This window comes from Polyangium fumosum (genome assembly GCF_005144585.1).
GTDB lineage: Bacteria > Myxococcota_A > Polyangia > Polyangiales > Polyangiaceae > Polyangium > Polyangium fumosum.
Map to the genome: position 1 here is coordinate 108,284 of NZ_SSMQ01000002.1, position 14,315 is coordinate 122,598.

Annotated in this window: 9 protein-coding genes; 3 read left to right on the top strand and 6 right to left on the bottom strand. The window is 68.6% G+C overall.

What is annotated here, in order from left to right; translation table 11 throughout:
• Positions 1 to 6 precede the first annotated feature (6 nt).
• The gene (locus E8A74_RS02440; RefSeq protein WP_136927266.1) at positions 7 to 2,904 is read right to left on the bottom strand and encodes a DUF4175 family protein; all 2,898 of its coding nucleotides are present in this window, start codon (positions 2,902 to 2,904) and stop codon (positions 7 to 9) included.
• A gap of 147 nt (positions 2,905 to 3,051) precedes the next feature.
• Between E8A74_RS02440 and E8A74_RS02445 the strand changes: the two genes are divergently transcribed.
• Entirely contained in the window at positions 3,052 to 4,260 is a 1,209-nt protein-coding gene (locus tag E8A74_RS02445) for a radical SAM protein (protein ID WP_170228793.1), read from the top strand.
• A gap of 8 nt (positions 4,261 to 4,268) precedes the next feature.
• Positions 4,269 to 5,642 (top strand): serine/threonine-protein kinase, encoded by a 1,374-nt coding sequence (locus tag E8A74_RS51780; RefSeq protein WP_170228794.1) that lies wholly within the window; start codon positions 4,269 to 4,271, stop codon positions 5,640 to 5,642.
• 3 nt (positions 5,643 to 5,645) lie between these two features.
• On the opposite strand, the gene E8A74_RS02455 is transcribed toward E8A74_RS51780, so the two are convergent.
• Together E8A74_RS02455 and E8A74_RS02460 are read right to left on the bottom strand one after the other, a co-directional pair.
• Positions 5,646 to 6,428, bottom strand: a complete 783-nt coding sequence (locus tag E8A74_RS02455) for a hypothetical protein (RefSeq protein WP_136927269.1) — start codon at positions 6,426 to 6,428, stop codon at positions 5,646 to 5,648.
• Positions 6,429 to 6,470: 42 nt separating this feature from the next.
• On the bottom strand, positions 6,471 to 7,838 hold the full coding sequence (locus tag E8A74_RS02460) for a sigma 54-interacting transcriptional regulator (protein WP_136927270.1): 1,368 nt from the start codon (positions 7,836 to 7,838) through the stop codon (positions 6,471 to 6,473).
• An 85-nt stretch (positions 7,839 to 7,923) separates the two neighbouring features.
• Between E8A74_RS02460 and E8A74_RS02465 the strand changes: the two genes are divergently transcribed.
• Positions 7,924 to 9,030: a serine/threonine-protein kinase gene (locus E8A74_RS02465; protein ID WP_170228795.1), complete on the top strand. Its 1,107-nt coding sequence runs from the start codon at positions 7,924 to 7,926 to the stop codon at positions 9,028 to 9,030.
• A gap of 12 nt (positions 9,031 to 9,042) precedes the next feature.
• On the opposite strand, the gene E8A74_RS02470 is transcribed toward E8A74_RS02465, so the two are convergent.
• The 3 genes from E8A74_RS02470 to E8A74_RS02480 form a co-directional block, all read right to left on the bottom strand.
• Positions 9,043 to 9,915 carry a hypothetical protein gene (locus tag E8A74_RS02470; protein ID WP_136927272.1) on the bottom strand — a complete coding sequence of 291 codons (873 nt, stop codon included), beginning with the start codon at positions 9,913 to 9,915 and terminating at the stop codon, positions 9,043 to 9,045.
• 208 nt (positions 9,916 to 10,123) lie between these two features.
• Positions 10,124 to 13,357, bottom strand: coding sequence for a serine/threonine-protein kinase (locus E8A74_RS02475; protein ID WP_136927273.1), 3,234 nt, complete (start codon positions 13,355 to 13,357; stop codon positions 10,124 to 10,126).
• A 79-nt stretch (positions 13,358 to 13,436) separates the two neighbouring features.
• The gene (locus tag E8A74_RS02480) at positions 13,437 to 14,291 is read right to left on the bottom strand and encodes a hypothetical protein (protein ID WP_136927274.1); all 855 of its coding nucleotides are present in this window, start codon (positions 14,289 to 14,291) and stop codon (positions 13,437 to 13,439) included.
• Between the last annotated feature and the right edge of the window lie 24 nt (positions 14,292 to 14,315).

Consider the following 14,315-nt stretch of genomic DNA (forward strand, 5'->3'; position numbering starts at 1 on the left):
CCGACCTCATCGCAGGAGCCCCTCCGCGTAGCGCTTCACGGCTTCCTTCAACAGCGGATCCGACGAGCCGCCGAGCCCTTCGAGCACGCGCTTGCGGAACGCGTCGGGGCCCTTGTGGCCTTCTTTGCCCGGGATGTCCGCCTTCTTCGCCATCGACCGCCCGTCGCTCGACTCGGGCCGCTCCTGGTTGCTCTCGTTCTCCTCGTTGTTCCGCTCGCCGCGCGCCATCTCCAGGAGCCGCTGCGCGTTCTGCTGATGTTCGAGCCCCGCATCGCCGTCGCCCTCGGCGAGCGCGCGCTCGGCGTCGCGCATGCTCTTCTCGGCGCGGTCGAGCAAATCGAGCGTCTCCTCGGGCAGGCTGCCGTCACCCGACGCGCCCTTCTCCCCGAGCTTGCGCGCGCGTTCGGCCATCTGCGCCTCGCGCTTGCCGCTCTTCTCCAGATCGCCCTTCGCGCGCTCCGCGGCCGATTTGCGTAGCTTTTCGAGCGCCTGCTCCGCCCACGCGAGCTCCTCGGCGAGGCCCGGCCGCGCGCGGTCCGCCTCGCGACCGGCGCTCTGCTCGCCCATGTCCCATTGATCGGCGTCTTGCCCGCGCTTCTTCGCGTCTTCGAGCGCGCGCAGCGCCTCCTTGCCGCTCTGCACTGCGTCGCGCGGCCGCCCTTGCTCCAGCGCGTCCGCCATCGACTCGGCGAGGTCACGCGCCTGTTTGCCCGCGGCCGTCGCCGAGCCCGGCTCGCCCGCGCGCCTCGGAAGATTCTTGATCGACTCGCGGATCGCCTCGGCGTGCTTCTTCGCCTCGTCCTTCAGCTCGTCGAGCTCGTCCTGCGAGAACGCGCGCTCGAGCGCCTGCTCCACATCTTCAAGCTCGTTCGCGTGCTCGCGGATCAGGTCTTCCAGCTCCTGCTCGCCGGCCTCCGCCGCGTCGTCCGCGCTCGAAGGATCCCCATCCCCCGTCCCGCCCCCGCCCGCGGCCGACTCCGTGCCGCTCCCGCTTCCGCTTCCGCCTCCGCCCGCGAACGACGGATCGGGATTTCGCAGCCGCGCCGCGAGGTCGCGCGCCGCCAGTTCCGCGTGGAACAGATCGTTCGCCTTCCGCGCCCGATCGATCCGCCGCAGCCCGTTCGCCACGATCTCGCCGAGATCCAGCCCGAGCTGCCCGAGCCGCAAGAGTTGCTTCCCTCCCCCGTCGAGCACCGTCACCGCCGCGTCGAGCCGCGCCACGCCGTTCGCCGCTTCGCTCCCGCGTTGCCCTGCGGCGACAGCCGTCGCCTCCGCGGCCTCGTCCGCGACCGTCGCGAGCCGCTTCGCCACGCGGCGTGTATCCGACGTCCCGAGCGAGCGCGCGGCCGCGTCGATCGCGAGCAGCACCTCCTCGCTCTCCTCGACGAGCTTCTGGTGCGTCGCGGCCGACGGCTGCTTCTGCTCCTCCGCGAGCGCGACTTCCAGCCTGCGGAGCTGCCCCCGCGCGAGCGCGAGCGCGCGACGCGGGAACCGCAGACCGCCGTACGTCCCGGAGAGCGCCTCCTCGACCACGCCGAGCGCCTTCTCTTGCGCCTCGCGCTCCTTCTTCACGTGATCGGCGTTCTGCTTGCCCTTCGGCGTGTCCTCCACGAGCCGCATCGCGACGAGGTCCGTCAGCGCGTCGCGCGCTCGCACGAGCGCCTCGTACCGGATCGCCTCCGGCTCGCCGACCTGCGGCGGGATCACCACGATCGCCGCGCTCTTGCCCCACTTCGGCCCGACGATCGGATCGTTGTCGCGCGCCTCGACCGTGATCTCCACGGGCAGGAAGTTGCGCTTGAAGAACGCGTCGCCGCCGAAGACGATCCGGTGCGAACCTCGATCCGACTTCAGATCGCCCTGCGGCCGCGACAGCACGCGCCGCGCCTCGCGCCCGCCCGAGCGGTACACGAGATCCACCTCGCGCAGGCCGTGATCGTCCGTCGCCTCGTACGACACGACGATCTCCGGCTCGTCGAGCATCCGCACCGTGCGCGGCGCCTCCTCGACCAGCACCTTCGGCGCGAGGTCCGGGATCGACGTCACCTCTTGCTCGTCGGCCTGCGCGATGCGCACGTCGCCGAAGCGCGCCGCGATCCGCAGCGTCGCCGACTCGCCGAGCTCCCACCGCGCCACCACGCCGCCCCCGCCGTCGAACGCGAACGGCACCTCGACCTTGCCGTCCGTCAGCACGAGCGTGCGGCTCGGGTACGTCGGATGCCCGTGCACGGTGAGCATCGTCCCGCGCGGCAACGACGTCGCCTCGAACGTGTCGATCACCCGGCCGTGCTGGTGCAGGTACTCGGGCGGCTTCGCGACGATGTCCACGTTCTCGAGGTACGAGAGCGGCAGCGGCGCCTCGCCGTTTCGCGCCACGAGCACGTCGAGCCCTTCGACCACGCGTTGCTCGATCGCCGCGCCGAACACGGCCACGAGCGCGAACACGAGCCCTGCGACGGACCACCTCCGCGCCGCGACCGACGCGCGCTCCGCGATGCGCTCCGTCGACGCGCGGCTGAGCAGACGCGCGAGGTGCAAGCGCGCGAGCGACGCCGACCCGCGCGTCGCGTCCTTCGCCGTCTGCTCCACGAGCCCGAGACCTCGCACCGTCGCCGCGGCGAGCTCCGGGTCCGTCGGGCCGATCGTCTCCTGGATCGTGCGCCTCGGATCTTGCCGGCGCCGGTGCAGCACGATCGCGCGGACCACGAGGAACACGCAGAACGCGGCGAGCAGCGCGGCGACGGTCGCTCGTACGGCTGGGGTCCCTCGGCGGGCGAGGTGCGCGAGCCCGATCAACAGGGCTGCGGCGAGCGCGACCAGCGCGCGGCGCGCGGAGGGACGGATCTCGGCTTCCCAGGTGGAACGGAGCTGGGCGAGCAAGGCAACCGGGACGTCGTGCTCCACGGCGGAGAACGTAGCAGACCGGAGGCTCGTCGCTTCTCCCCTCCGTTGCCGCCCCCGAGCGCCTCCCGTACGATGCAGAGCGGCCCTCGTCCTCGCGGCGCGCCGGCTCCTGCCAACTTCTACATCCCGACAGCCGGGAGATCTCGCTTGGCGAACATCGGCTACATCCAGGTCGTCCGGCATTGCAACCATTTTTGCGGGTTCTGTTCGAACCCCACGACGCCCTACGTGCACACCTTCGACACGATGAAGGTGCTCGTCGACGATCTGGTGAAGCGCGGGTATTTCGGGGTCATCCTCACGGGCGGCGAGCCCACGCTGCACCCGGAGCTTCCGCGCATCGCGGCGTATGCCTCCGCGCAAGGCCTCCACGTGCGGATGATCACAAACGGCTCACGGCTCGCGGACCCTGAATTCGCGCGGAGCCTGGCCGAGGCGGGCGTCCGGCTCGTGCACGTCTCGGTGTATTCGGTGCGCCCGGACGTGGAGGCGATCCTCCGCGGCACGGACGGCACGCTGGAGAAGGCGTTCGCGGCCGTGCGCAACGCGCATGACCATGGGATCGAGATCAACATCAACTGCGTCATCAACAAACTGAACGCCGATCACCTCGACGAGAACATCGATCACTGGATCGAGCATCACCCTTACGTGCGCCATTTCGTTTGGAACAACCTCGACCCGTCGATGGGCCGGGCCGAGGTGAACCAGGCGCAGTTCACGCCGCGCCTCGCCGATTTCGAGGTCTCCCTCCAGCGCGCGATGCGCAAGCTCCACGCCTCTGGCCGCACGTTCCGCGTGGAAAAGGTCCCGCTCTGCTACATGACCGAGTTTGCCTGGGCGAGCACCGAGACCCGCAAAATCGTCAAGGGCGAAGAGCGCATCGTGCATTTCCTCGACAACAAGCAGACCGTCCGCCAGACCGATTGGGAGCACATCTACGCGCCGGCCTGCGCCCATTGCACGCTCCGCCCGATCTGCGGCGGCCTCTTCGACCGCGGCGCGGCCTACGACCCGGAAGAGCTCTCGCCCGTCTTCGTCTCCATGGACGCCGTCGTCGAGACGATCATCACCGACCCGAGCGACCCGAGTTATCCGCTGCGCAACCTGCACGCGTGGAAAAAGGATTTCGAGGTGAGGCTCGCCGCCGCGCGTGGGTCGGGCGAGGAAAAACCTCGCGCGTCCTCCGAGGAAATGCGCCCGCCGGACGCGCCGCCCGTCGGCATGGTGACCGAAAAAGGCCTCCGGCTCTTCGAGGCGAAGCGAAAAAGCGAGGCGAAAAAGGCCGAATCGCTCGGCGTCTCGATGGAGCACATCGATGTCGCCGTGCCCGACGAAGGCCCGAACGGGATCTAGGATGTACCGTGCGAAGTAGATTGGATTCGACGGATCTTGGCAGCGAGCTTCATGCCGGCCCGTATCGGCTCGAATCGGTGATCGCCCGCGGCGGCTTCGGGTTCGTCGCCCGCGCGACGCACGCGCCCACGGGCCGCGCCGCCGCGGTGAAGGTCATGCACGCCGAGCTCTTCGCCGATCCCACGGCGATCCTGCGCTTCGAGCGCGAGGCGGCGATCATCTTCGAACTCCCGCACCCGAACGTCGTCCGCGTCCACGAATTCGGTCGCCTCGCCGACGGGCGCCCCTATTTCGCCATGGAACTCCTCACCGGCCAGAGCCTCGACGCGCGCCTCGCCGCGGCCGGCAGGCTCCCGATCGACGAGGTCCTCGGCATCCTCGAACCCCTCGCGGACGCGCTCGCCGCCGCGCACGCGCGTGGCATCGTCCACCGCGACATCAAGCCCTCGAACGTCTTCCTCGCCGAAGGCCGCGCCGAGGGCCGCGTCGTCCTCCTCGATTTCGGCGTCGCCAAGCTCCTCGACAGCGCCGGCCCCTCGCTCACCGCCTCGCGCGCGACGCTCGGCACCCTCCCGTTCATGGCGCCGGAGCAGGTGCTCGGGCAAACCCTCGACACCCGGGCGGACGTCTATGCCCTCGGCGCGCTCGCATTCGCCATGCTCACGGGAAAACCTCCGTTCGGCGATCAGGCCACCGCCGTCGTCCGGCAGATTCACCTCCACGCGCGCCCGCCCCGCCCGAGCGAACGTGCGCCCGTCGATCCCGCGCTCGACGAACCTCTCCTCCGCGCGCTTTGCCGCGATCCCGCGGGCCGCTACGCCTCCGCGCCGGAGTTCGTCCGGGCACTCCGGACCGCGCGCGGCGCCGCGACGAGCCCGCAACCCCCGACGCCCCACGCCGCCTCCGTCCGCCCCTCCATGGCCGTCTCCGTCTCGCTCCGCGCCGATCCGGCTGCGCTCGCGGACGGCGACGAGGCGCTCCTCACGGCCCTCGAAACGAGCCTGCCCCTCGTCTCCGCCGAGCTCACCGCGGCCGGCCTCGTGCTCTCCCGGGAGACCGCGACAAACCTGCTCGCCGTCTCGCCCACCCCGCCCGATGCGCCGCTCGCCCGGCGCGTGCTCGAAGCGTGTGTCCGGGCCTATCGCCGGGTCCTCACGGGCCCCTTGTCTGGACAACCTGCCGACCTCGGCATCGTCGCGCACGTCGGCGCCCTCCACACGAGCGAGGCCGGCACGATCCTGCCCGGCGGCCTCCTCGACGTCCCCGCGTGGTCACCCGGCCCGGTGCGAGGCGTCGTCGCCACGAGACAAGCGCTCGAAGGCCAGGATCTCCCGCGCTCGCCTTTCCCGAACGACCCGCGGTTTTTCTTTCTGGAACGATAACGCTCAGAAAAATCTGGCGAACCCCAGCACCTTCCAGTTATGGGAGTTCATCGGATCGTGCTGGGCTCCCGAGAACAGGCGCAGCGGCGCAGTCCTCGGGCGCGTGTAACTCGTGCTTCCCCAGGTCTGGTAATAAAACTCCCAGCTCGCGCCGGCCACCACGCCGAACACGACGGTCCCCCCGAGAAACTCCACGTTCGTGCGCCCCTGCGTCGTCTTGCGTTGTACCTCGGCCGCCGCGCCGATGTTGTAGATCGGCTTCGAGATCTCCGTCGCCACCACGGGGACCGCGGTGTGGGGTGCGGCTAATGCCGGATAATGGCCCGCGGCCGTGGCGTGGAGTTGCGCCAGGGTCATCGTGCAGGCCGGGAGCTGCAGGACGGGGTTCAGCGCGCCCGCATTGCCGGGCGGCGAGTTCGACACGTTGTTCGCGTGATACACGATGAGATCGTTGCTTCCGGTGACGCGGTCGATGAAGACCTTGCATCCCGACATATCGGCCGTGAGGAACGAGTTGACCCCGTTCGCCGTCGCGTTGCCCGCGTCCGGCAGCCGCACCGAGCAGATCCCGTCCTGCAAGTAGGGGAGGAAAATCGTGTCACCCAGGGCCGCGCCCGCGGGGCTCAGGCAGTTCACGCCGTTCGCCACGGCCGGGGCCAGGTTCACCCGGCAAGTGCCCCACGTGAACCGCCGATGCTGCCCGTTGATCACGGGCACGAACGCGGATCCATTAAATCCCCCCACCCGCGTCGGGGTGGCGCGCACGTTGTTGACGTTGATCCCCATGCCGCATCCTCCTCTCTGTCTTGCATTCTCCCCGGCGCGGCGTCACTCCTCCGTGGCCGATATCCCGTGCCGCCGCAAAAGCTCCCGCAGGTGGTTCCGATCCATGTGCGCCGAGCGCGCCGCGCGGGACAGATTGCCCCCGCTCTGCCGCACCAGCGTCTCGATGTACCCGCGCTCCCACCGCGCGACGGCCCGCTCCTTCGCGGCCCGGAACGAGCCGAGCGCGAGATCTTCATCGTAATCGGCCGAAGGCGGCGCCGCCGTCTTGGGCTCCGATCCGGGCGCCGCGCCGAGCGTCGCCTCGAACCAGAGCGCCTCGTCCTCCATCAGGATCGCTCGCTCCACCGCCGCGCGCAATTCCCGCACGTTCCCCGGCCAATCCTGCTTCGTGAATGCCGCTACGAGCTCGGCCGGCGGCAGCGGATCGCCCGACCGCGCGAATTGCTCATAGAAATGTGCGACGAGCGGCGGGATGTCCTCGCGCCGCTCCCGCAGCGGCGGCAATCGAATCCGCACGATGTTCAGCCGATAGTAGAGATCCGAACGGAACGTCCCGCGGTTCACCTCCTGCCGAAGGTCACGGTTCGTCGCGGCGATCACCCGCACGTCGAGCTTGACCGGGTCGAGGCTCCCGATCCTCCGCACGACCCGCTCTTCGAGGGCCCGGAGCAGCTTCGGCTGCATGTCGATCGGCAGCTCGCCGAGCTCGTCCAGAAACACCGTCCCGCCCGCGGCCGCCTCGAACGCGCCCGCGCGCGATTGCAGCGCCGTCGTGAACGCCCCGCGCATGTAGCCGAAGAGCTCGGCCTCGATCAACGTCGGCGGGATCGAGCTGCAATCGATCACGACGAAGGGCCCCTGCGCGCGTGGGCTCTTTTGATGGATCACCTCGGCGAGCAGCCCCTTGCCCGTGCCGGTCTCGCCCTCGATGAGCACCGTCGAATCCGAGGCGGCGATCCGCGGCAGCGCCGCAAAAAGCCTGCGCATCGCCATGCTCTGGCCGAGGATCCGGCCATAACGCTCCTCGTCGGCGAGCGGCTCGACGATCTCGTCCGGCAGCGGATCGAAGCGCAGCGTCGATTTGCCGATGCCGAGCACCGCGCCCGGGCCGAGGTAGGCGCCTTCCACGCGGAAGCCTGTGACCCGCGTGCCGTTGCGGCTGCCGAGGTCGCGCACGAGAAACCCGCGGTCCGTCACGGTGATCGCGCAATGGTGACGCGAGACGGCGCCGTCGGTCAGGACGAGGTGGTTGCCGGCGGCCGTGCCCACGGAGAGCTCGGCGCCATCCGAGACGCGCTCGACGCCTCGATCGGGCCCCGCCGTGACCTGGAGGCGAAAGCGGCCGATGGCGCACTCGCGCGGGCGAACGACGAGGGCCACCGTCTCCTTCGCGTGCGGTTCCTTGCTCATGGTGCGGGCACGGTATCACGAACGGACGCGCCTGCTCGCGCCGAAGCAGTTGCTCTTCGTCGGGCGCCGCGTACCATGCCCCCGGATGATTGGTCGGCAGCTCCTCACCGACTACGAGATCGTCCGCGTGCTGGGTCAAGGCGGCATGGGGACCGTCTACGAGGCGAGGAGCACGAAGACCGGAGAGCGCGTGGCGATCAAGTGGCTGCACGTGCGCCCGTTCGCCCCCGACGACCCGGACCTGCTCCGCTTCGAGCAGGAGGCGCGGATCGCCGGCTCCCTCGACTCGCCGCACGTCGTCGCGGCCATCGCGGTGGATCACGATCCCGAGAGCGGCGTGCCGTTCCAGGTCATGGAGTTGCTCGACGGGGAGGACGTGCGCGCGCTCCTCGGACGCGTGGGCCCGCTCCGCCCCGACGTCGCGCTGCGGATCCTGGCGCAGGCTTGCGAGGGGCTCGCGGCAGCGCACGCGGTGAGCGTCATCCACCGCGACATCAAGCCCGAAAACCTTTTTCTCGCGCGGGGCGGGGACGGCGAGGTCACCGTAAAACTCCTCGATTTCGGCGTGGCAAAAATCCGGCGCACGCCCGAGGCGATGGGCGCGGGCGGCGCGCTCACGGCGCCGGCCGTATCGATGACGCAGAGCGGGCAGGTCATCGGCACGCCGCTCTACATGGCGCCCGAGCAGATCGAGAGTCCGAAGAAAGTCGACGCCCGATGCGACGTGTATTCGATGGGCGTGACGCTCTACGCGATGCTCGCGGGGGCGCCGCCGCACGCGCACGTCAAATCGCTGGTCGAGCTGCTTTATGCGATCACGACGCAGCCGCCGCCGCCGCTCGCCGAGAGCGCGCCCTGGGTGCCGGCCGAGATCACGCGGTTCGTCGAGAAGGCGACGGCGCACGCCCGCGAGGACCGATTTCCCAGCGTGGAGGCGATGCGCGACGCGCTTCGCCCGCTCCTGCCCGAGGGGTTTTCCCTGCGGCAAGAGGCGCTCGTCGGCGTGACCGAGGAAGAACGGAAGATTGTCGCGACACACGCCGCGAATCCGCTGGTGGCGTCGGCGAAGACGGAGCGGTCGGCGGAGACGGTCAAGACCGCGCGAGCCCGCGCGGGACGAGCGAGGCTCGCGGCGGCTGCGATCACGCTCGTGGTCCTCGGGATCGCGGCGTTTCTCCTGGTAGGCCGCTAGCGCCACGTCCGATCAGAAGCAGGAGGTCGGGTCCTTGAGCTGCACCCGGATCGTGTGCGGGTTGTAGAGAATGGCGCCCGACGGCTTGCACGACCAGTATTCACCGGCAGGGCCATTCGGAATGCAGGCGGTCTGGCACGCGCCAAGGTACACGAGGCCGCAGCTATTCCCGGCCTGATCGCAGATCCGGTGATCGATCCAGGGCAAGCCGCCCGAGGCCGGGCATTGTTGAATCTGCTCGAGCTCGGAGCAGACGTACGCAGAAAACGCCGGCCGGCCGGGGACGATGGTGGCGCGCGAGTCGAACAGGTTCCCGTAGGCGCTCGACTCCTCGAAATCGTACGTCGCGTCGTTCGCGAGGTTCTCGACGATCCGCGGGTGATTGCCTTCGAGGAGGATATCGACGTGCGCGCCGAGGACGTTGAGCCGCTGCACCATACACGCGGTCACCCAGCGCTTACCGTCCGTGGTGAGCCCGCCGTAATACCACTCATCCGCGAGCCCCCAATGCCCCTGGTAGGTCAATCCATTGACGGGATCGTCCACGGACTGCGACGCGTTCAGCGCGCACTCGACCGCGTTCTTCAGGACCTCGCGGCAGGACGCGAGCAGCGTCGGCAGGGCGGGCAGCTTCCCGCTCGCGCCGGACGTGAGCGCCACTTTGCCGAGGTCGCGCAGCGCTTGCTGCGAGCCGGAGTCCCAGAAACACGGGGGGCCGTAGCCATTGCTGCCGAACGGAGGATCGTATCCCCCATATCCGGCCGTCTCGAGCCCCACATCGAAATCTTCGGCGTCAAACGGATTCTCCTCCTCCGAGAGCACGCAGCCATTGAGCAGGGCGGTGGAGGAGGCGAGAAGGACGAGGAGCAGGTACGACGATTTCATGGGGCTCTCCTGGGCTCGAAGCGGCTCGACAAAAAGATGCCTAGCAGACCCCATGCCACCACGTCCCCGGAGCAAATCCCAGGGAAAAAGAGGCCCCTGACGCGGCCTCGTGCCCCGCGCTGCAGGCGGCAGCATGCAGCAGGTGCAGGCGCGCGCCATCACCCCCTCTCCGTACATCCGTGCTTCGGGTTACAACCTTCTCCTGTCCTTAAGGAACGATTTCTTCGACCTCCTTCTTGAGGCTCCCGTGATCCCGCCCGAGCGACGGATCGATCTGGAATGCCTTCGCGCACGCCTCCTTGGCCTTGCGCGTGGCCTCGGCGCGCTCGCCTTTCGCGCGCGCGCGCCGCGCTTTTACGAGGTGCATCATGCCGCTCACGAGGTATGCCTTCGCGAGCTGTGGATTCTTGGAGAGCGCCTCCTCGGCCCTCGTGAGGCCCTTCTCGAGATCCTCGTCGGGATCACCACCCGTCTCGGCCAGCCACATCGCCCGGAGCGCATGAATCTCTGCGAGGAGGGCATACGGACTGCTGTCGACGCCGGCCTTCTCCAGCAAGGGCCGTACCTGCTCGAAGGCCGCCTCGAAGCTCTTCGGGCCGAGCGCCGCACGTTTCGCGTCGACGCGCAGCGCCACGATCTCGATCCGCGCGGACAAGAGGCGGAGCTGCGACCGCGTCGAGCCACTCGTTCCGGCGGAGATACGCACGGCCTCTCGCGCCTCGGCGATGAACGGCGTCGCGTCGAGCCCCTGCCGCAACGCATACGAGGCCTCCAGCAATCGGCACTCGGCAAGCTCCTCGAGGAGCCAGAACTCCTTCGGCATGGGCACCGCGAAATCGCGGATGGCATCCACGGCCGTCCGCAGGGCAGGTCGAGGATCCCGATCGAGAACGAACGCCTGAAGGCCATGAAGCCGGTGCGCCCGCGCATTCCAGAACGCCAGAATCGAGGGGCTGCTGCCCGTCTTTTCGAGGAGCGCCACCGCGTCGAAGAGCGCCTTGCTCGTCTCCTCCGTGGGACGCCCACGATCGATCTCCGCTTCGAGCAACATACGAAATGCCTGGAGCCGCTGCCCCACGGGCAAAATGAACCGAGGATCGAGCGCTATCGCCTGGTCGAATTGTCGGATCGCATTGCGCAAGAGCGTCGAGGCGTCGTGCCCTTTCGAGAGCTCGTAGCCGGCCTCGAAAATGTATGCGAGGCCGAGCTCGTTCACCGCCCAGGTGAAGCGCGGGTCGAGCGCGAGGACCCGCTCGTACGCTTCGATCGCCTTCGCCATGGAGGCCTCTCGACCAAGCGAGTACGTCACATCGGCGCGCATGCGATGCGCGAATGCCACCGCATAATGCGCCATGACGTCCTCACGATTCGTCCGGGCGCTCTCTTCCGCGGTGCGCAAGGCCTCCTCGACGGCGCGGGCCGTATCTTCCGAGACATCGCTCACGGCGACCCGCGAATAAACGCGCGCCGTGAGCACGAGCGCCTGCTGCACGCGCGCCCGGCCGTCCTTCGAGCTCGATTGCACCGCGCGGCTGCATACCGCCTCGGCGACGTCGAACGGCGGACCGGAGGGCAAACCCTTCGACAGGGCGGCTTGCCCCATCTTTTCCCATAACTCGCATTCCGCCCGGTGCACCTCCGGGTCGCTCCGCCCCATGTCCGCGGCGATCTTGTACGCCGCAGCCCCCGGCTCGAAGAATGATTTCATCTTCTCGTAGTCGAACGCCGCGTCGTGCCGATACTTGCTCCCCTCCGCGAAGAGCGCGTCCGCTTCGAGCTTCTTCGCCTCGTACATCCAAGGCGCCTTCTCGAACGCCTCCTTCGCCTTGGCAATCGCCGCCTCGTTTTTCCCCTCGTAGAGCGCGATGAGCCCCTCCGCGTACGCCGGCACCTCGATCTTCGCCGCCAGCGCCGCCCGCAAATGCCCGAGCGCCGGATCCCGCAGCGCCCGCTCGAGCTCCTCGACCTTCTTCTTCCGCTCCTCCTCGTTCGTAATCCGCCGTGTCTCCGCCAGCGAGCGCCGAAAAATCTCTCCGATCGCCCGCCCGAGCGCATACTCCAGATCCGCCGACGAATACCCCGCCCCGAGCGCCTTCTCCAGGTGCTCCCGCGCCCCGTCCGGATCCCCGAGCGCGAGGTGCCCGCGCCCGATCGCGTAATGCCCCGGCCCCTCCCCCGCGCGCCCTGCCGCGGCCATTCGTTGCTCGATCTCCCCGAGCCTCTCGCGCACCACGTCCCGCTCCCGCTCCACGTCGTGCAGTGGCAATTCATAAGCGGCGCGTAAAAACAGCTCCATCTCCTTCACGCCCTCGCCGAGCTCGCGCGCGAGCCGCGCCTGCTCCGCCGCTTGCCGTTGCGCCCGCACCCACACGCCCACGAGCACGAGCGACGAGCCCAGCGCAATCACGAGCAGCGACGTCGCGAGCTTGTGCTTTCGCGCCTTCTTCAAGAGCACGTACCCGATCGAGGCACGTCGCGCCAGAATCGGCTCGCCGTCGAGAAACCGCTGCAAATCCTCGGCGAGCGCTCGCGCCGACTCGTATCGCCGCGACGGCTCCCGCTCCAGGCATTTCATCACGATCGTCTCGAGCTCGGCCGGCACCCCTTTCTTGACCGTGCCGAGCGGCGGCGCCTCCTCGTACGCCACAGCCATCAAAAGGTTCCACGCATGATCCGCGACGAACGGCGGCCGACCCGCGATCACGTCGTAGAGCGTCGCCCCCAGCGAATAGACGTCCGAGCGCCGATCCATCGCCCGCACGTCGCCCTTCGCTTGCTCCGGCGGCATGTACGCGGGGGTCCCGAGGACTGCGCCCGTCTGCGTTTCTCCGCGGTCGGAGACCTCCCGCGCCAGACCAAAATCCATCACATACGGCTTCAGCGAGCCGTCCTCGCGCGCCTCGACGAGGATGTTGCCCGGCTTGATGTCCCGGTGAATCACCCCGAGCCGATGCGCCTCGTGCACGGCCGCCGACACCTCTTGCATGAGCTTCACGCTTTGCTCGAGCGTCAGCTTTTCCGCGCGCTTCGAAAGCGGCTCGCCGTCGATGTATTGCATCGCGATGTACGGCTCGCCGTCGGCCTGCCCGGCCTCGTACACGCGGCACACGTGCTCGTGCTGGATACGCGCCTGCGCCCGCGCCTCGCCGAGGAATCGACGCCAGAGCTCCGGATCGTCGCCTTTCAGGAGCTTGAGCGCCACCCTTCGGCCGAGGCGCGGATCCATCGCGCCGTACACCGTGCCCATCCCGCCTTCGCCGAGGAACCGGATGTCCTCGTACCGCTCCGCGAGCGATCGCGGCACATGGCGCCGCTCGCTCGGCGGCCCGGGCATCACGAGCGGGAGCGTCGACGCGAGCCCGAGATCCACCTGCACGACGCCGCCGGACGCGGGCGGCCCCGGCTCCGTCGGGGCCACATCACGCCCGCCCTCCGTCGACATGGCGGACGAGTTTACACCGAGCCGCCCGCCCTCCGCACGTGGCTTTTCCTCCCGTGGTTTGCGAGGTGGGCCGACGCTTTTACTCCGGAACTTCGCAGTCGGAGCCGTACCTGTCGTAATCCTTCAGCCGAACGCCGATGTGCTCGTCCCCCGACGACCCGCATTGCAAGAAGCCTTCGAGGTAGTTGTAGAAGCAGGCGGAGTTGCAGTTCCCCACGATGTCGAAGCTGCAATCAGGGCTCGAACCACAGAGACGTTGCTCGAGGACCTGCTCCACGTCACAAGCCGTCGCCAGATCCGAAGAATAACAGACGCTGGCCACGAAATTCGGCGCAAACAGGTTTCCCCACGCGCGCGACTCCGTCACCGGGAACTGCGAGATCTGCATCGAGGTCGGCTGGAGCTCCGAACGGGCGCCCTGGAGGAGAATGGGGACCTTGAGGCCGTATCCATTGAGATGCGCGATGAGACAGGACGTGATCCACTTCTGGTCGTCGCTGCCCAGCGCCTGCGTCTTCCAAGGGTCCGCGACGCCGAGCCAGCCGTTGTACGTGACGTTGGTATCCGGGTCCGTCATGGAGGAGCCCTCGGGCAATGCGCACCGGGCGAGGAACGTTAGGGCATGGCTCCTGCACGCGCTCGAGACCTGGGACAGGTGCGGGTTTGCAGGAAGGGTACCCAGGTTGTCCACGTAAAGTGGATTTTGCGCGTAGAGCTTGTAGGCCGCCTGGACGTTGGGGTTCCAGAAGCAACTGGGGTTGAACGGATTGTTGCTGCCCGGCGGCCTGTCCGGCGGATCGCCGTCCTCTTGCGTCTCGAGGCCCATGACGAAATCGTCACGATCGAAGGGGTTCTCGGCCTCGGGCGCGCCACAACCCGGGACGACGACGCTGCCAGCAACCACGAAACAAGAAAACAAAATCGACTTTCGCATGGAGCCTCCTCGTGATGAAAGGCT